Source organism: Nostoc sp. NMS7, assembly GCF_017115085.1.
Taxonomy (GTDB): Bacteria; Cyanobacteriota; Cyanobacteriia; order Cyanobacteriales; family Nostocaceae; genus Nostoc.
Map to the genome: position 1 here is coordinate 23930 of NZ_JABXKJ010000247.1, position 18721 is coordinate 42650.

Annotated in this window: 14 protein-coding genes and 1 pseudogene; 6 read left to right on the forward strand and 9 right to left on the reverse strand. The window is 44.1% G+C overall.

What is annotated here, in order from left to right; all coding sequences use genetic code 11:
• The first annotated feature begins 36 nt into the window (after window positions 1-36).
• Both HWQ38_RS34170 and HWQ38_RS34175 read left to right on the forward strand, forming a co-directional pair.
• The gene (locus tag HWQ38_RS34170; protein WP_292802922.1) at window positions 37-504 is read left to right on the forward strand and encodes a VOC family protein; all 468 of its coding nucleotides are present in this window, start codon (window positions 37-39) and stop codon (window positions 502-504) included.
• A 43-nt stretch (window positions 505-547) separates the two neighbouring features.
• Complete coding sequence (locus tag HWQ38_RS34175) at window positions 548-832, forward strand: hypothetical protein (RefSeq protein ID WP_292802925.1); 285 nt, start codon at window positions 548-550, stop codon at window positions 830-832.
• A gap of 29 nt (window positions 833-861) precedes the next feature.
• Here HWQ38_RS34175 and HWQ38_RS34180 read toward each other — a convergent pair.
• Window positions 862-1062, reverse strand: a pseudogene (locus tag HWQ38_RS34180) (Uma2 family endonuclease); the annotation flags it as partial.
• 261 nt (window positions 1063-1323) lie between these two features.
• Window positions 1324-2085: a class I SAM-dependent methyltransferase gene (locus tag HWQ38_RS34185; protein WP_292802928.1), complete on the reverse strand. Its 762-nt coding sequence runs from the start codon at window positions 2083-2085 to the stop codon at window positions 1324-1326.
• 6 nt (window positions 2086-2091) lie between these two features.
• Here HWQ38_RS34185 and HWQ38_RS34190 point away from each other — a divergent pair, with 6 nt between their 5' ends.
• Together HWQ38_RS34190 and HWQ38_RS34195 are read left to right on the forward strand one after the other, a co-directional pair.
• Window positions 2092-2910 carry a methyltransferase domain-containing protein gene (locus HWQ38_RS34190; protein WP_292802931.1) on the forward strand — a complete coding sequence of 273 codons (819 nt, stop codon included), beginning with the start codon at window positions 2092-2094 and terminating at the stop codon, window positions 2908-2910.
• 390 nt (window positions 2911-3300) lie between these two features.
• Entirely contained in the window at window positions 3301-5562 is a 2262-nt protein-coding gene (locus HWQ38_RS34195; protein ID WP_292802934.1) for a cation:proton antiporter, read from the forward strand.
• Between the two features lie 714 nt (window positions 5563-6276).
• Here HWQ38_RS34195 and HWQ38_RS34200 read toward each other — a convergent pair.
• The 6 genes from HWQ38_RS34200 to HWQ38_RS34225 form a co-directional block, all read right to left on the reverse strand.
• On the reverse strand, window positions 6277-7704 hold the full coding sequence (locus HWQ38_RS34200; protein ID WP_292802937.1) for a TolC family protein: 1428 nt from the start codon (window positions 7702-7704) through the stop codon (window positions 6277-6279).
• 152 nt (window positions 7705-7856) lie between these two features.
• On the reverse strand, window positions 7857-8528 hold the full coding sequence (locus tag HWQ38_RS34205) for an ABC transporter ATP-binding protein (protein ID WP_292802940.1): 672 nt from the start codon (window positions 8526-8528) through the stop codon (window positions 7857-7859).
• Window positions 8529-8608: 80 nt separating this feature from the next.
• Window positions 8609-9880 carry an ABC transporter permease gene (locus HWQ38_RS34210; RefSeq protein WP_292803274.1) on the reverse strand — a complete coding sequence of 424 codons (1272 nt, stop codon included), beginning with the start codon at window positions 9878-9880 and terminating at the stop codon, window positions 8609-8611.
• Between the two features lie 276 nt (window positions 9881-10156).
• Window positions 10157-11740, reverse strand: a complete 1584-nt coding sequence (locus HWQ38_RS34215; protein WP_292802943.1) for an efflux RND transporter periplasmic adaptor subunit — start codon at window positions 11738-11740, stop codon at window positions 10157-10159.
• Between the two features lie 419 nt (window positions 11741-12159).
• Entirely contained in the window at window positions 12160-12669 is a 510-nt protein-coding gene (locus HWQ38_RS34220) for a hypothetical protein (RefSeq protein WP_292802946.1), read from the reverse strand.
• A 295-nt stretch (window positions 12670-12964) separates the two neighbouring features.
• Window positions 12965-13603 carry a TetR/AcrR family transcriptional regulator gene (locus tag HWQ38_RS34225; RefSeq protein ID WP_292802949.1) on the reverse strand — a complete coding sequence of 213 codons (639 nt, stop codon included), beginning with the start codon at window positions 13601-13603 and terminating at the stop codon, window positions 12965-12967.
• 145 nt (window positions 13604-13748) lie between these two features.
• On the opposite strand from HWQ38_RS34225, the gene HWQ38_RS34230 reads away from it, so the two are divergent.
• Window positions 13749-14633: a tetratricopeptide repeat protein gene (locus tag HWQ38_RS34230; RefSeq protein WP_292802952.1), complete on the forward strand. Its 885-nt coding sequence runs from the start codon at window positions 13749-13751 to the stop codon at window positions 14631-14633.
• A 296-nt stretch (window positions 14634-14929) separates the two neighbouring features.
• Here the strand turns inward: HWQ38_RS34230 and HWQ38_RS34235 are convergent, their stop codons facing one another.
• On the reverse strand, window positions 14930-15334 hold the full coding sequence (locus HWQ38_RS34235; protein ID WP_292802955.1) for a response regulator: 405 nt from the start codon (window positions 15332-15334) through the stop codon (window positions 14930-14932).
• Between the two features lie 400 nt (window positions 15335-15734).
• Here HWQ38_RS34235 and HWQ38_RS34240 point away from each other — a divergent pair, with 400 nt between their 5' ends.
• A complete protein-coding gene (locus HWQ38_RS34240; RefSeq protein WP_292802958.1) occupies window positions 15735-18338 on the forward strand; it encodes a DNA topoisomerase (ATP-hydrolyzing) subunit A in 2604 nt (867 codons plus the stop codon).
• Window positions 18339-18721 lie beyond the last annotated feature (383 nt).

Below are 18721 nucleotides of genomic sequence, written 5' to 3' on the forward strand. Positions count from 1 at the left end.
TCAACTTCTATCCTAGTAAAGAGATTTTGTTCTACTATGCTATCTAGCACCCAATCTGTAAACAGTGTCCTTGCGCCAGGAAATCTGCGTAAAGTGCATCACATTGCCCTTAACGTCCGGGATATGCAAGCTTCCCGCTACTTTTATGGCACAATTCTGGGTTTGCATGAACTCATCGGCGACGAAGTACCCGCAACCCTGGTGGAACTTGTCGCATCTGGGAAAGTAGCCAACTTCATTACCCCGGATGGGACAATTTTGGATTTATTTGGGGAACCAGAATTATCACCACCAAATCCAGATCCAGAAAAGACTTTCACTAGAGCGTACCATCTAGCCTTTGACATCGATCCGCAGTTATTCGATCGCGCGGTGACAGTGATCAGAGAAAATAAAATAGCGATCGCACATGGCCCTGTCACTCGTCCTACTGGTAGAGGGGTGTATTTTTACGATCCAGATGGCTTTATGATTGAAATTCGTTGCGATCCAGAAGCTAGTTAACTTAGGGGCGATCGCCAAACTATCTCCTATAAGCACTAAACTCATGCAAATATTTCAAGTAATCGAAGATGCGATCGCAAAACCGCCAATTCCACACGAACCATACAAGCAATCATTGAAAGCTTGGGCAATGTATTGTTTGCGAGACAAAGGTTTTAAAGTCGTTTATGCCCAAAAAGCCGACTTTGCTATTGAAACTAAAGGCGCAGAAAAGCTGTATTTTAAAGTTTCAAATAGCCCCAATGATTTAGATAATTCTCTTAGCTGGATAGTTTGGGATAGTGCAACCAAAAGCGCCAGTCTTGTAATTCGTAATGACGCTCAATGACTCGCTAACGTCATGACGAATTAATTTGACTATCTTTCTTCCCCAGATAACTGCTGCACAAATATTTGATGTTCTGGTGAATTTAATCCCAACTGCAACATAGCCAATACTTGCTGCATATTGCCAGCAAGTAAATCTGACATTGACAACCACAAACCAGGAAATACTTGACTTTTGATAATTCCATCTGCGTCCACTTCTAAAGACACATATTCTCCTTCTTGCAATGATTTTCCGCTCTGGCAAGAAGTCTTACTTTATTATGGCTTAGTACGGTTTTGCATAAGTTCGTAGCTTTTTTAAACGCAGAGGTAGACGCGTTCGCGGAGCGTCTCGTAGAGAAGCGGCTTGCCGTTCGCGTAGCGTCTCCGAAGGAGAAGGCTACGCAAAGTAAAGCGCAGAGGTACGCAAAGTTTGAGCGCTAGATTCGTTATGAATTAATAAAATTCTGTACTTAGTGCATATTTTTCTACAGATGTGCTGCCTAAGCCTCATTTTGTTAATAAATCGCTAGAATCAAGTTTCTCAAACACCATTAAATTCTGTTGAGGTAACAAGTTTTTGGTTTCACGCCAGACTAAACCAACCGCTTGCATTTCTTTGCGGACTTGCTTTTGAGTCATCTTGTGTAGACCTTTAATCATGATAAAGGGATTTTCGCCTCGGTACTCAACTAAAACCACTCGACCACTAGGTTTGAGTGCTTTGACAATTCCTTGCATCACTTCTTGGGGATACTCAAGTTCATGATAAGCATCTACCATCAACGCCAAATCGATACTTTTAGATGGTAAGTTGGGGTTAGTAAGGGTGGCTAAAATCGGCTCAACATTGGTAATATTTTTCTCTTTTTTGAACAACTCAATAATTTCCAACATTTCTGGCTGAACATCTACAGCCAAAACCTTACCTGCTGTTAATAGTGGCGCGATGCGAAAGCTCAAATAACCTGTACCAGCGCCAATATCCGCCACCACATTGTTAGGTTTCAAGTTGAGGACGTTGACTATCTTACTTGGCTGTTCCTCTCCTTCTCGGCTAGGACGTTCTAGCCAGCCAGCGCCCGTATATCCCATAACTTTGGCAATTTCTCGCCCCATGTAATATTTGCCAATACCATCTGGATTATGGATTATCCGTTGTTCGTAAACAGTGGTGGATGAAGACGCGGCTTGTGCTGTCAAGGTTGGGTTCAGCAGCGAGCAACTCAATATCACAACAAGAGTTACTATAAAGTGGAGAAAATTTGACATTTGGTTATGACTGATCAGGATAGTTATAAGCAGCAACTAAGAGAATTTTATGGTAGTAGAACAACTTATGACCATGAAGAAGGTACTCGCCATCCTCTAGAAGCCAAAATTTTACTTGAATTTGTTCCACTACATTCGGGACAGAAAATCCTTGATGTGGCGACTGGAACGGGTTTAGTTGCGATACCCGCAGCTGAAAAAGTTGGTTCAGAGGGCTACGTGATTGGGATTGATATGACCCCTGAAATGTTGCATCAAGCAAAACTTAAAATTGCAGCAGCAAAATTACAAAATATCGAGTTGATTGAAGCGGATGCAGAATATTTAAACTTTAGTGATAGTAGTTTTGATGTTGTCTTTTGCTGTGAAGCAATTGTACTTTTTCCTGATATACTTGCTATTTTGCAAAAGTGTTATCGTATCTTGAAAACAGGAGGGTTTGTGGCATTTACCTGTCCTCCCGAAACTGCTTTGATGGCATCTCTTCAGCAGAGGATCTGCGCTAGAGTTTTGGGTGTATCGCTACCACATATCCTTGAACCACTGGGGACTCCAGAAAAATGCCGAAATTTGCTCAATCAGGCAGGTTTTAGAGATATCGAAATTAAGATTGAGCCATCAGGACGTTATCGCCAGCTTAGGGATAGCAGATTATCTGAGACAGTAATTAAGATAAATTTTAAAGGTAATCCTTTGTTGTCAACATTATCACCAGAGCAATTAAATCAGTTGCAAGTTGAATATCAAGCAGAAATTGAGAAACTAGCAACCGATCAAGGTATTTGGGAAGACACTACAAAATTCTTTGTTCGCGCTCGAAAATAAGTCTCAATACTAGCCCTGGCGATTGGAAATCGCACGCCAGTTGCTCATCGGGAGCCACTCCGTTGCGGGGGTTCCCCCCGTTGAAGAAAGTGGCGTGGAAACCCCCTGTTCCCGCACTGGCTTGGCTATACAGACAAAACCCACCGACCTGGGTTAAAAACCGTTGATTTTCTCTTAGTCCACGGAGGCGGTCACTGAGCTGTGTAGCCGCGAATTCTATTCGTCCAATACTTTTCAAGCAACCTCTTCCGGCGATCGCGCCTGATCAATATTGATTGCTGTTAAGAATAATAACACTTTAAGCTCCTAGACCGATGTGGAAATAAGCATTTTCAGATTAACTTGAAGCAACCGATTAAAAAATTTGTAATCCCACCTTTGGACGCTTATATGCAAAACCTGTCCCTGATGTTAGTGCCTGTACTAGCTGCACAGAAAGTAGCAGGTGACGGTTTAATTAAACCTCTCGGTCATCATGAACTGCTGTTAGTGCTGGTGCAACTGTCACTGTTGCTTTTGGTAGCGCGGGGATTAGGTGAGTTGATGCGCCGGATTAACCTACCGCCTGTTGTTGGGGAATTACTGGCGGGTGTGCTGCTTGGCCCTTCTCTATTTGGTTTGCTGCTTCCAGACTTACAGGCGCACATCTTTCCCAAAAATCAAGAACAGTCTGATTTACTTTCGGTGATTTCTTGGTTAGGCGTGTTATTTTTACTGATTGTGACTGGCTTGGAGACGGATCTCAAGCTGATTCTTCGTAAGGGTAAAACGGCTTTGCTGATTTCACTGGGCGGAATTATTGTCCCCTTTATCACCGGATTTGGATTGGGCTGGCTACTACCAGATAGTTTTTTGGCCGACCCAGATAAGCGACTGGTATTCAGTCTATTTATCGCCACAGCAATGAGTATTTCGGCAGTACCAGTGATTGCGAAGGTGCTGATGGACTTAAACCTGATTCGCCGTGACATTGGTCAAGTCACCTTAGCAGCTGGGATGACTGACGACACCATCGGCTGGATTTTACTTTCGGTGGTTTCAGGTCTAGCTAGTAGCGGCAAATTTGACTTTGGGACAATTTTCCATTCCGTGAGTGCAGCAGTATTGTTTCTAGCGATCGCTTTCACAATCGGGCGTACCATTGTAGACCAGATTTTGCGCTGGGTTGATGACTACGTTGGGGGAATCTCTGCGAGTATATCGGTTGTGCTGATTCTTTCGCTCTCAGCAGCCGCACTTACCCACGCATTAGGTCTAGAAGCAGCATTAGGTGCTTTCGTGCTGGGGATTCTGGCAGGTCAATCCCGCCGCTTTAGCAATGAAGCTGGACATCTGCTAGAAGTATTCACAGCAGCATTTCTCGCGCCAATTTTCTTTGCTTCAGCTGGCTTGAAAGTTAATTTGATAACCCTATTAGTCCCCAAGACGTTGATATTTGGCTTGATTGTTCTCACTGTCGCCTGTGTTGGTAAATTTACAGGTGCTTATATTGGTTCTCGCGTCGGCGGCTTGAGTCATTGGGAAGGTTTGGCGATGGGTTCAGGGATGAATGCTCGCGGGGCGATGGAAATTGTGGTTGCCACGATTGGTTTATCTTTGGGAGTGCTGAATCCCCAGATGTACTCGATTATTGTCATGGTAGCGATCGCTACTTCCCTAATGGCTCCACCCCTTTTACGCTGGTCTTTATCAAAAGTGGTTATCGGTGAAGAGGAAGCTCGACGTTTGGAACAAGAAGAACAAGATAGCCAGAGCTTTATCAAGCAAATCCAGCGTGTCTTAATACCAACTAGCGGTGGCCCCAACATCCAACTCGCGGCGCAATTAGTCGGTTACATGGCTCACCAAAACTCGATAGAAGTCACATCTCTATATGCCCTGAGTGACAAGCAACCCCAAAAAAAAGCACGTCGAACGGCAACCCAGGTAAAAGACACCGCCGCCGAGGAAGCTCTAGCCTCTGTCACTGAAGAAATGCAGCTACCTACCGATACCATCCTAGAAACAAAAACGGAGTCTGGGCGTAGTAAAGCGGAGGTAATTCTGAAGGAAGCGAACAAAAACTATGACTTGATTGTATTGGGAGCTTCTGAACAGATACGCCAAAAGAAAGCATTGTTCAATTTGCTGGTAGATCGGGTAGTACAAGAAGCGCCTTGTGCAACGATGGTGGTGAAGTCGCACCTACCCCACCCCAAAGGCGAGGTATGCAAAATCGCTCAACAACAGTTGAAAAAGATTCTGGTGCCAACGGTAGGGACAGAATATAGTAAAAATGCTGTAGAGATGGCAAGTACGATCGCTGCTCAAACAGGGGCATTAGTGATGATCGTTAATGTGATTAATTTACCACAGGTTGAATATATTCTTTACGAACAGCGATCGCTAGCTCCAGTCAAAGAAATTGCCCGTGATCTACTCGAACAGCAAGCAGCAATTGGCCGCAATCTGGGTGCTGATGTCAAAACCTATATTCTGCAAGGAACCAGCCCGGAAAGGGAAATCCTCAAGTTTGCCCAAACCAATGAAGTTGACCTAATTATTATTGGGAGTAATATCCGAATGGTTACGGGTCGCGTTTTCTTCGGTCACAGAGTGGATGCAATTTTGAGTAAAGCCCATTGCCCAGTAGCAGTAATTACTACCCCATAGTCCAATACGTTTGGGTTAAGGCTTAACTCTTTGTCAAAGTCAATTTTTTTAACGTAGACGCGGAGGGGTTTCCCGCAGGCTACAGCGTACTCCTGCGGAGGACAAGCTACGCGCAGCGTCTCGCAGAGAAGGACGCAAAGGATAGAAAGAAATAAAGAAATAAAGCAGGACTTACGCATTGAGAATAAATAGTTGTAAAAAATGTAGACAAATATCTAACAACTTTTACTTAGGAAGTACCTTCAGTGGGGAAACTACAATCCCCTTTATCTTTTGGGCAAACGCTTCAGGGATTGCTTTTCTCAAGATATTTAATGAGCCATTTATATCTGCAGGCGAAAAACCACATCTTTCGTAGGGGTTTAGCATGGCTCATACGTGTCAACTTAACGTAAAAGCCATGTCCCGCAAGGAACTGAAGTTCCTTGCTCATAGCAAAAGTCATCTGAAGATGACTAAATATCTCTCCAAATCCTTAGTCTACTTCAGTAGACTTGAGCTAAAAGCCAAAGGAATTCATTCCCAGGCGGGTGACAAAGCTATGAGAGAGGCTGTTTCAAGCTTAAGTTGACACCAATGAGCATGGCTCTTCCCCTAGAGCATCATCTATTTACGACCAAAGGATCATTAAGAAAAGCCTGAAAGAACCTAAATTCAGCGCCCCTCAGCGCTCCTTTGCGTTTAAAAAAGCTACGAATTTCGGAAGTGCTGTACTTAGCGCAAAGCCCTGTAAGTGACTGATATTTGCAAATTAGCTAGAGCGATATTGTAATTCAAAATAGCTGTGACTCGATTACCTTCTGCTGTTGTCAGGTCACTTTCAGCAGCAATCACCTCTGTTTGAGTACCCACACCAGCTTGAAACCTCAGCCTTGCTAAATCCAGAGCTTCTCTGGCTTGATTTAAAGCCACACTAGAAGTTTGCACATTATTTAAATTGGATTGCAATTGAGAATAGTACTGTTCTACATTAAAGCGAATTTGGTCGCGCTGGCTAGCAAATTGATTCTCGGCGATCGCAATATTAGCTTTTGATTGAGCCGCACTCGCTCTTGCTGCTCCCCCATCAAACAAAGTTAGACTTACTTGAACTGCTCCTGAATAGCCATCAGTAACGCTGATGCCATCATTATACCGATCTAGCAGGTTGTAGTTGCCTACCAAACTCACTTGCGGTCCTAGCTGTGAAAGTGCCTGTCGTCGCTGTTGCTCGGCAATATTACGTTGTGCTAAATACTGTGGCAATTCTGGACGATTTTGAAACGCTTGGATAATAGTTTCTTCCAGTGTTGGCTGCCAAAGACCTGCTAATTGTACAGGATCTGCGGCAGTGATATCAACTGACTGCGACAAACTTAACAGAGTTGCAAGCTGACGACGGTCAATTCGCTGCTGTGAGATAGCATTAGTCAGGAGTTGTTGGGCATTTGCTAAAACTACCTGAGCTTGCAACACATCGAACTGCGTACCGACTCCAGCATCTAGTCGAGCTTGAGTATCCCGCAAACTAGCCTGGGCATTATTCACAGCAGACTGATTAATTCTTACTTGTTCATCGGCTTCTTGCAAATTGTAGTATTGAGTGATGGCATTCAACCTAATTGTCAAAGACTGAGTTTCAACATTTAATTCATCGACATGTAGTTGTTCTTCAGCCGCTTGGATTGTCGCTTGTCGATTCCCGGAGGTATAGAGGTTATAATTCAGTTGTGCTGAACCATTGAATGAACTGCTGGCTTGAGATTGACTGCTACTAAAACCATTACCACTGTTAGTCACACTACTGTTGATTCCCAGAGTCGGAAATAAGGCAGCTTGAGACTGACGTAAAGCTGAACGACTGCGTTCTAGCTGCAATATGGCTACCTGTAAATCGTGATTGTTGCGTTGTACTAGTTCCAAAGCTTGTGCCAAACTGATTGGCACAGTTTTCTGAATCCTTACTTCCTCCGGTTTGGTAGGAAATTGCAGAGGATTAGGACTGGGGTTGAGGTAATCGGGAACCTGTACAGAGGTTGGGGAATTCTGCGGTTTGAGGGGAGTTGCTGCATCTGCTAAAGTGGGAGCGATGCCTGATGGCAATGCTACGGCCAACGCGACGCTAACCCAGGTAGAATGCACGAAGACTAAGCTGAAATTCATAAGATAGATGTAGTCATTAATCGGGCTTCTTTGAGAATACATTGAACCTCACACGACTAAAAGTCGCGTGATTCCTGCTTCAACGATCTCCGCCTAGATTGCTCCAGGTCTTACAAGTTCTCCACAGGCGTTTAAGGCTTGATATTAACAAATTAGCCGACAATCAACCCATCCTGAACTCGAATAATCCTTTGGGTTTGAGCAGCGATATCTGGTTCATGAGTGACAATCACAATTGTGATTCCTTGGTCATTAAGTTCTGTCAGCAAACTCATCACCTCACGGGAAGTTTCAGTATCTAAGGCTCCCGTTGGCTCATCTGCCAAAACTAACGCAGGTCGGTTGACCAAAGCACGAGCGATCGCTACCCGTTGCTGTTGTCCGCCAGATAGTTGACTAGGACGGTTAGCTATGCGTTCCGCTAGTCCTACCTTTTCCAAGGCTTCTAATGCCCTTTCACGGCGTTTTGGCTTGGGCAAGTTAGCGTAAACCATTGGCAACATGACGTTTTCCAGCGCTGTCGCCCGTGACAAGAGGTTAAATTGTTGGAAAACAAAACCTATCCTTTGGTTGCGAATATAGGCTAATTCATCATCATCAAAAGTCGTCAGGTTTCTGCCTTCAAAAATATAGTCTCCAGTTGTGGGACGATCCAGACATCCCAAAATATTCATCAGCGTGGATTTCCCCGAACCTGACGCACCCATAATAGAGACATATTCCCCTTCTTCAATAGAGAGTTCAATACCCTTGAGTATTGGAACACTAACTTCTCCCAAGTAGTAAGTTTTGGTAATAGATTCCATCCAAATCATTGTTGTCATAAAAATTAGGAGTTAGGAGTTAGGAGTTAGGAGTTAGGAGAGACGCGATTAATCGCGTCTGTACAGGAGTTTGGAATTATTTAGTCACTACGTAAAGCGTTGATTGGATCTAATTTGGATGCGTTCCGTGCTGGAATTACTCCAGCGAGTAAGCCAACCGTTAACGACAGTCCAAAGCCAGCAATGATCGACAAGAAAGAAATTACAAACGGAAATTTGAAAACGTTTGCAGCTACAAAGGCTAATAAAACGCCAGTCGCCATCCCAATACATCCGCCGACAATGGAAATCACGATCGCTTCGGCTAAAAATTGATTAAGGATTGCCGAATTGGTGGCTCCTACGGCTTTGCGAATCCCGATTTCTCGCGTCCGCTCAACCACGGAAACCAACATAATATTGGCAATACCAATTCCACCAACTACCAAAGAGATTCCAGCGATCGCTACTACCATAACTGTAAATAAACCCACAATACTAGTAAAGGTACTAACAATATCAGCTTGATTAGTCAGCCGAAAATCATCAGCTTGGGGTGGATAAATGTTGTGACGCAGCCGTAAGAGATTGGTGACTTGAAACTGAGCGGCTTCTAACTGCTCCTGATTCGCGCCTTTGACTAAAATTCCATTTACAGAAACACCTACCAGGGCATTGTTACCAACCAGTCTCTTCGACATACTAGTTAGAGGGATGAAAATCTGGTCATCTCGATCCATCGGGCCTTGAGCGCCTTTAGCCTCCATCACCCCAATTACTTCATAAGCCTCTCCCTGAATCCGAATTCGCTCACCGATCGGATTTACACCCTGTGCAAAGAGCGTTTTTTGGACAGTGGGACCAAGAATGGCCAGCTGGGCGGCAATATCTAATTCTGACTGAGTAAAATATCTCCCTTGCTGAGGGTGAGTATTTCTGACTTCTGGGTAGTTTAAATCTGTGCCATAAATAGTTGTTGAGGTGTTGTTTCCTGCATATACAACTTGGGCGCTGCGTTGGAGATAAGCAGAAACCATTTGTGCTGATGGCGCTTGTGTAGCGATCGCCTTAGCATCTTCCCAGGTCAAGGTGCTGCTAGAACCTACTCCTTGACGGACATTCCCGCTTCTTGCCGCACCCGCCAAAATTTGGATAACATCTGTACCCAACGCTTGTATCTGTTGCTCAACCCCCTTTTGCACTCCCTGACCGACAGAAGTAATCGCAATCACTGAGGAAATCCCAATAATCACACCCAACATAGTTAGACCTGTGCGTAATTTGTTACTCCACAGAGTCTCTGCCGCCATTGTCAAGATTTCCAGCAACGGTACTGTGCGGGTATTCTTAACTTTGTGAAAGCCCTTAAACATCTTAAACATAAAGTTTTATTTGAGACTCAATCGGTAGTTGAGCCTTTGAACTCGGCAATTGAACCTTTTAGCTCGGACGTTGAGCCTTTGAACTCGATAGTTGAACCTTTGAACTCGGCAATTGAACCTTTTAGCTCGACACTTGAGCCTCTGAACTCGACACTTGAGCCTCTGAACTCGACACTTGAGCCTCTGAACTCGACACTTGAACCTTTTTACCGAACTTTGGGGGTCTAAATCCCCGTCGCAAAACTTAATTACGAATTACGAATTATTTTAAGGGGAACCACCGCCTTGAGAACGACCACCACCGCCGGAACGACCGCCTCCGCCACCGCCTCCACCGGCTCCTCCTCCTAGACCCGGAAAAACTCCTCCTCTCGGTGTTGATTGCGGACGTGACCCTGCTGGAAAACTGAGCAATACCCTTTCGTTTCCTGTCAATCCAGACTTAACTTCGGTAAAATTATTCACGGTGACGCCAGTCTCGATGGGAGTAAACACAGGTTTGTTATTCTTTCCTGCCACAAATACACCTGTGGCATTTTCTTGGCGCACCACCGACGCGGTTGGCACTACTAAAACATTTTCAACTTGACCGACTTGAAAATCTACTTCCGCATTCATCCCAGACCGCAGTAGCATTTGAGGATCTGAAAGTGATACTCTGACTTCAAAACTGGTGACGTTTTGCGTTACTACTGCTTGGGCAGCAATTTGGCTGACTTTACCTTCAAAGGTTTTTCCTGGGTAGGCATCTGCTTTAATCGAGACTTTTTGACCAAGGCGAATTTTGGAAATATTTGTTTCGGCTAAACTTGCGACAACTTCATTTGTGGAAGCTAGAGACAAGATTGAAGAAGAAGAAGAAGAAGCTACTTCACTACTGGCAGTTGTGGGTGTCACAAAAGCGCCTGGATCGGCAAACTTCTTTGTCACCACACCATTAAAAGGGGCGCGAATGATTGTGTCATTGATTTGGGCTTGGATGTTTTGCAGCGAACCACGCGCAGATGTTACCTGGGCGCGGGCTGCGTCAATATCTTCTTGGCGCGTTCCGGCTTTCAGAAGTGCCAAAGCTTGCTGTCTCTGTTTCACCACAGCTTGTGCTTGCCCGATGTCTTCGGAACGTGACCCGGCTTTTTGCAATGCTAGTGCTTGTTGTGCTTCATTTACACTAGCTTGGGCGCTGTCCCGAGTGGCACGGTTTTGGTTAAGAGTCTGAAGGGAAATACCGCCTGCTTTGTAAAGTTGCTGATTCCGAACAAAATCATCTTCTGCTTGGCGAAGGGTGGCTTGAGCGCTTTGCAACCGTGCCTGTGCTTGACCAATATCTTGAGAGCGATTGCCTGTTTGTACCTTTTGCAGATTCGCTTGGGCTTCGTCTAATACTCCTTGTGCTTGAGCAATATCTTGAGGGCGATTGCCTGCGATCGCTTTTTGCAAATTCGCCTCGGCTTGTGCTAATTGTCCTTGAGCAGAGACTAGTTGCCCCCGCAGGTTGGAATCATCCATGTAAGCGACAATCTGTCCTTGTTTGACAATATCTCCTTCCTTCGCCAACAGGCTTTTCAGGATGCCGGAATTTTTCGGGCTGAGGTTGATTGACCGCTCAGGCTTCACTGTTCCGTTCGCTGAAACTGTGATTGTTAAACTCTGCCTTTCTACTGGCTTTGTCAGCACCCGGCGTCTGGCTTCTTGACGGGAAACAACCGTTACTTGGTAATAAACTGCATAGCCAATTCCACCCAAAAGGCAAAGAGCAATTAGCCAAGAGAGCCAATTACGTCTGCGCTTTTTTTTCTTTACCTCTGGAAGCAAAACTGATGAATCTACGGGTTTTAATATATCAATTTTCATATCCACTTTTTTATCTATAAAGAACGGCTACCGAGCCAGTTATTCAAGGCTAAAACTATTGCCTGGTAGCCCTATACTGACAAGTGATTGAGTTTTTAGTGTTTTCACAAAAAAGAATTCAGGAGCGGAGCAAGGAAAGCTCTGCGGCTTGACCTCAACTCGCGTTCACAATTAAGCACGAATTGGAGTCCGACTGGCTCCTGAATAAAGGGTGAAACACTACACTAACGGACTTACGCAAACAATAGCCGAAAAGAATGATTTTCTTCTTAGGGCAATTCATGAATTGCCCCTACAGCGTGTACTTTTGCGTAAGTCCTAACTAAATCCAAGATTTAGTGGTCAACTTTCATAGTGGCGAGTCTGAATCCTCAAGGAATTACATTCAGAATTCTGAATTCTGAATTCTGAATTCTTCTTTAAAAAAGGTGTATGTTGATTAGCGATGGTCTTTCAACAGGAATTTCGTAGCCAGGAGCATAAAATTCCAGACGGGGACCAATAATAACCCCGTCGGGAAGTCTGGAGTAACCATTACGAAGTCTAACTACGTCTCTAGCAGGAATAATCCTCCCATTAGCCAATCTGAGGTCACCATTACGAAGTCTGCCTGCTCTGCTACTGTATTGGTTGTCACGGTTCCAATTACCCCGATCTCTAAGGTTTCTGGCTTCTCCAGAATTGGATCTGCCGTCGCGGTTCCAATTTCCAGAATCGGTTCTGCCGTCGCGGTTCCAATTTCCAGAATCGGTTCTGCCGTCGCGGTTTCTATCTCCAGAATCAGTTCTGCCGTCACGGTTCCAATTTTGATCGTTTTGAGCAACAACGTAGGCTTTCGTCTGGGCATTTGCAGGCGCAGTCAAGAGAGTGGGAACAATGATCAGGGCAGCAGCAGCTAAGACTATCGATACACGGTTTGGTTTCAGCATATAATTGACTCCTTGTTTAGATGAAAGTTCTATTCTGCTTAGATTCGGATTCAGCAATTTAGACAGTTGCTTTTGTTTTGGCATCAAAATGTCTAATATTTACGTAATCGTATAATTTCATACATATTAATTATGGCTCAAAAATTCCAGACTGATGTATAACCAAAGTCACTAGTAATTCCAGACTGATGTATGACTAAAGTCACTAATTTTCTTTCTAATGGCGAGTAGGGCTAAATCCCCGCTACAAAAATTAATTCTGTTAGCACCGCGTCATTACGAATTACGAATTATTCTAATCCTGGCTTGGTGCAATTCCTTGCCAAACAATATCCACAAGACTCAGGATAAATACTGATACTTCCGTGGCAGGATCTCCAGAATTTAAGTAAGTTCCTATTGCTAATTCCGCAGTTGGCATACTAACCTGGGACGACATTTGTTCTAAAAAAACGTAGTTCATCAGCGTTCCTACTAAGATTTGAGCAACTGTCTGGGGATCACAAGGACGAAGGCGACCTTGGTTGATCTCACGCTCTAAGAAAGCAGTCAGTACTTTGACATCTAGTATCGGTCTTAGCTGTTTACCTTCAAGTTCTGGCATCGTATTGCCTCGCGATCGCAACATCATGATTCGAGGCAGCACTTGGCGATAGAATTCCATAATCTCAAGGCAGACCTTGATTAGGTTTTCTTTAAGATCGCCTTTGCCACAAAGAAATTCCAACTCGTTCACCCAAAGGGGTTTTTCTGGAATTCCCATCGCCGCAAAAAATAATTCTTCTTTGGTTGAGAATCGCTTGAAAATTGAAGCTTCAGAAATACCAGCCTGTTGAGCAATTTCTAAAGTGGAAGCACCAAATCCTTGTTGCAGGAAAACTTGCCGAGCCGCTTCTAAGATTTGCTGATTGGTGATTCTGGGTGTACGAGCCATAAATAAGTAAGTTGTTACTTATTAATATATGGCTTTTGTGATCGGGATGTCAAGAGCGAATGAGGTAAGATTTTGCTACCGTCAAGAGCGGAGATCGTTTAAGCTAGCTGAAAGATTCTTTGATTAGTGGCTAAAAGGCGGTAGTGTGCCTAAATATGTTCGTTTGATTTCTTTTCTAATGGTCTGTAGTTTGTGGAGTATGCCAAAAGCCGCTAACGCGCAGGCATTAATACCCCATACATTGCAACTAGATGCAGCAAAGTTAGAGAAGCAGGGGTTGAGTTTGGCACAAGAGGCGGCTCAATTAGCTCAGTTTCAACAGGTTGATTTAGCTTTGCCACGAGCGCGGCTGGCGACTCAACTGGCACCGAAGAATGATAAGGTGTGGTTGCTGTTAGGTGGATTGCAACTGCAAACTAAACAGTTTGATGGGGCGATCGCTAGCCTGAAAAAAGCACAATCTATCAATCCTAAAAATGGTGATATTTTGTTTGCTTTGGGTTCAGCTAATTTTCAGCAGAAAAATTATCAGGCTGCTGTTGTCAATTACCAAGATGGTTTGAAGTTAAAACCCAATGATCCAGAGGGTTTATTTGATTTGGGTAATGCTTACTATCTGCTGGGTAAATTGCCAGATGCGATCGCCCAGTACGATAAAGCCGTCTCCCAAGATAAAAAATTCTGGCCGGCGCTCAACAATATTGGCTTAATCAACTACGAACAGGGTAATATCCCGGAAGCAGTTAAGCGATGGCAATCTGCTATAACCCTTGATAAGCAAGCCGCAGAACCTTTATTGGCCTTGGCAGTGGCACTCTATACTAAAGGCGAGCGCCAACAAGCACTAACCTTGGGAGAAACTGCACTCCGCATCGATTCGCGCTATGCTAATTTGGATTTCCTCAAAGAAAACCTCTGGGGCGATCGCCTACTGTCTGATACGAAAAAATTCCTAGAATTACCCCGGATTCAAGCAGCTCTACTGGAACGAAAAAACTCATCATCTCCTGAACAACAGCCTACTCAATAAAAGTGGGGAGTGGGGAGTTAAATATTTCAACTTCTGACTCCCGCCGTATGCAACTTTTACTCAAACCTAACCCCCACCTTCCCTCATCGGGAAGAGGGAAAATTCAAAGCATCTCTCCTTTTTGGAGAGAGGTCAAAATATTAAGTTGTACATCGCGTTCACTCCTCACTCCTAACTTTCGGATCACCACTTGCTTAATAGTACGTTTTTATAGTACATATATACTATCTAAATCCAGGAACTAGTCGCTCAAAAACATTGGCGGGCGAGTAATTCCTGAAATAAGTCGTTAATTCTCAGTGGTCTTCTGTGGGTAGAAGTGCGATGATTTGGTCAACAAACTGTTGATGGTCAACAACTGGCTTAGAAATGTAGCCATCAGCGCCGCTTTGCTTGAGAAAGTTCTCGCGATCGCCTTCCATAGCATGTGCCGTTACCAAAATAATAGGTAAGTTTGCGGTTTTGGGATCAGATTTTAACATTTGTGTAATCTTGATTCCATCAACGGATTTACCTTGGTAAACACTTCTAGACAGAGAAACATCCATCAAAATCAGGTCGGCTTCTCCTGATTGGGCAATTTTCATGACTTCTTCGACATTTTCAGTGTGTTTTACACCCAAGCCGCCACGCTTGGACAAAATTTTGGAAAAAACACGAGCATTAATTAGATCGTCTTCGACAATTAAAACAGTTTTCATGAGAATTTTAGTTATGGAGGTGAGGGAATTCAAAAATTCCAGAATTCAAAATTAAGAAATGCAATCAAGGTAAATATCATCGCTACTAAGTAAGTAGGCAAGAATAAATCAAACTATGTTACGCAATATAAAATTAATTAAATTGGCTTGTAGTAATGGTTTCAGCCCTGACTACAAACCTTTAATTATTCGCGTCCACTTACTTCAGTGTATGTAGATTATACTCATCTGCACCCTTTTTAATAGTCAATTGTATCCTTGTCATCAAGGATGATACTACTGTTTTTTCTTCTGTGACGATCAAAATTTTGTGATGAATCCTATTTGATCCGTTATGCTGTGGTTGCCGCAGTGTTGAGTTCCATCGGCTTTGTGTAGTTAAATTTCAGGGAAAAAACTCATGGCAAAACAGTTAAACCTGCTCTCAACGGGACAGGTAATTACAACAGCCCTGCACACCGAGATGCAACGGTCTTATCTAGAATATGCCATGAGCGTGATTGTCGGGCGAGCGCTACCAGACGTGCGTGATGGCTTAAAACCTGTGCATCGCCGCATTTTGTATGCAATGCACGAACTCGGTTTAGTACCAGATAGACCCTATCGAAAATGTGCGCGTGTAGTGGGTGATGTGTTGGGTAAATACCATCCTCACGGCGACCAATCAGTTTACGATGCTTTGGTGAGGCTGGTGCAAGATTTTTCTAGCCGTTATCCTTTACTAGCAGGACATGGTAACTTTGGCAGCGTCGATAATGACCCGCCAGCAGCGATGCGCTATACAGAAACACGCCTCGCACCGATCAGCCATGAGGGAATGCTGACCGAAATTGGTGAAGAAACTGTGGAATTTGTCGGCAACTTCGATAATTCCCAGCAAGAACCAACGGTGCTACCTGCTCAATTGCCGTTTCTGTTACTCAATGGCTGTTCTGGTATTGCTGTGGGAATGGCGACGAATATTCCACCGCATAATTTGGGGGAAATTGTCGATGGTTTAATTGCCTTAATCGACAACCCAGATTTATCAGATGAAAAATTATTTGAGTTAATTCCAGCGCCAGATTTTCCCACTGGTGGGGAAATAGTTGGTGAAGCGGGAATTCGGGAAGCATACACCACAGGTAAGGGTGGAATTCTGCTGCGGGGAGTCGCAACTTTGGAGGAAATTCCCGCCAGTCGGGGAAGCAAGCGACGGACGGCAATTATTATTACAGAATTGCCTTATCAAGTGAATAAGGCTGGCTGGATTGAGAAGGTAGCGGACTTAGTAAATCAAGGACGCCTGCAAGGAATTTCTGATCTTCGGGATGAAAGCGATCGCGAAGGCATGCGTGTGGTAATTGAACTCAAACGTGATACCAATCCCCAAGAAATTCTCCAACATTTATATCACCAAACTGCCTTACAAATGACTTTTGGGGCAATTTTGTTAGCAATAGTTGATGGACAACCGCGCCAGTTAAGTTTGCGTCAAGTGTTGCAGGAGTTTTTGACTTTCCGAGAACAGACGCTGAACCGTCGCTACAATTACGAGTTAGGGAAAGCCCAAAGTCGTGTGCATTTGGTAGAAGGTTTGCTGAAAGCGCTGTCTAATTTGGATGAGGTAATTCAAATTTTGCGGCAAGCTCCCGATGGAAGTACTGCAAAAATAAACCTTTGTAGCCAACTGAATTTTAGTGAGGTACAAGGTGATGCAATTTTGGCTATGCCGTTGCGCCGCCTCACCAGTTTAGAACAGCAAAATTTGCAGCAGGAATTTGAGCAGATCAGTCAACAAATTAGCTTGTTAGAGCAATTACTCAACGATCGCCGAGAATTATTGAAGGTGCTGAAAAAAGATTTGCGATCGCTCAAGCGCAAGTACAACGATCCCCGGCGTACCAAGTTAGCAACCATTAGCAGTGACACCAGGATACAAGATGAGAAGGGGACAAGGAGACAAGGAGTAGATGATGAAGACAATCCCAAATCCAAAACTGTTCGACTGAGCGTAGCCGAAGTCCAAAATCCCAAATTAGAACAGCCAGCAGAGTCAGCCGTTTTAGAATTTACCCAACGCGGTTATGTCCGCCGCACCCAGCCATCTGGGAAAAAGTCAAAAGCTGAAAATGGTCTGCACGATAATGACTTCATTATCCAAACCGTGTTGACCAACACCGAGAAAGATTTGCTAATACTAACTGGGGGCGGCAAAGTCTATCCTGTGAACGTGGGAGAAATCCCGCCAACCACTGGACGTTCTCCACGGGGAAAACCTTTAATTACTATGCTCAGTACTACTGCTCAAGCTGCTCAAGAAGTTGTGGTCAGCCGCTTTTTGCTGCCGGAAAATCTCGAAACTGAGCAGATAATTCTTGTAACAAAACAGGGAAGAATTAAGCGTCTGTCTCTGAAAGAATTTACTAACTTGACTCGGCGCGGAATCACGATTTTGAAGCTCAAAGACGATGATGAATTGTCATTTACCCAGTTCGCCACTCCAGGGGAGCATCTGATTTTAGCTAGTTCCGGTGGGCGACTGTTGCGCTTTGCAGTCAATGATGAACAATTACCGATTATGGGTCGCACAGCGATGGGTTTACAAGCATTTCGGTTATTGAAAAATCAGCAAATGGTTGGCTGTGTCACTGTCGGTAAAGATGACCAACTACTGCTAGTTACTCAAGAAGGATATGCCAAGCGGATGGCTGCAAGTCAGTTAAGAGCGGCTAATCGCGGCGACTTAGGCACGCAAGCGCTGAAATTTGCCAGCAAAACTGACAACTTAGCTGGTATGGTCATAGCGATGCCTTCTCTACGAGACGCTACGCGTAGCTTGCTTCCACGAAGTGGTACGGCGGGCTACGCCAACGCATCTGGTGAAGTAGCTTTAGTGACGAATAAAGAGCGGGTAGTGCGGATACCTGTGGAAACAGTGCCGCTCTTAGGTAAAGATGTCAAAGGTGAAAGCATTCTTCAACTTAACCGCGATGAAAAAATTATCACCGTTGCCGAAGTGTGATCGTAAATTATCTAGAGCTGATCTCGTTCCCAGTCTCCGACTGGGAATGCCTTTTTAGAGGGCTGCCGCCTCACGAATTGGCGGCAGAAAATATTGGGATGGTGCTTACTAAATCGCTAGATTTAGATCCCCGACTTCTTCAACAAGTCGGGGATCTGGGCAGCTTCCTAAGTGTTTTTAACTCCAAATATCTCCTAGAACTTACGCAAAACTACATACTGTAGGGGCAATTCATGAATTGCCCCTACCTAAAAATCATTCTTTTGGGCTATTGTTTACGTAAGTTCTATCTCCATATATTATCAATAATTTTTAATTGAAAAATAATAAACTCTATAGTAAATCAAGCACTGTAAATGACTTACTTGATAATTAATTTCAAT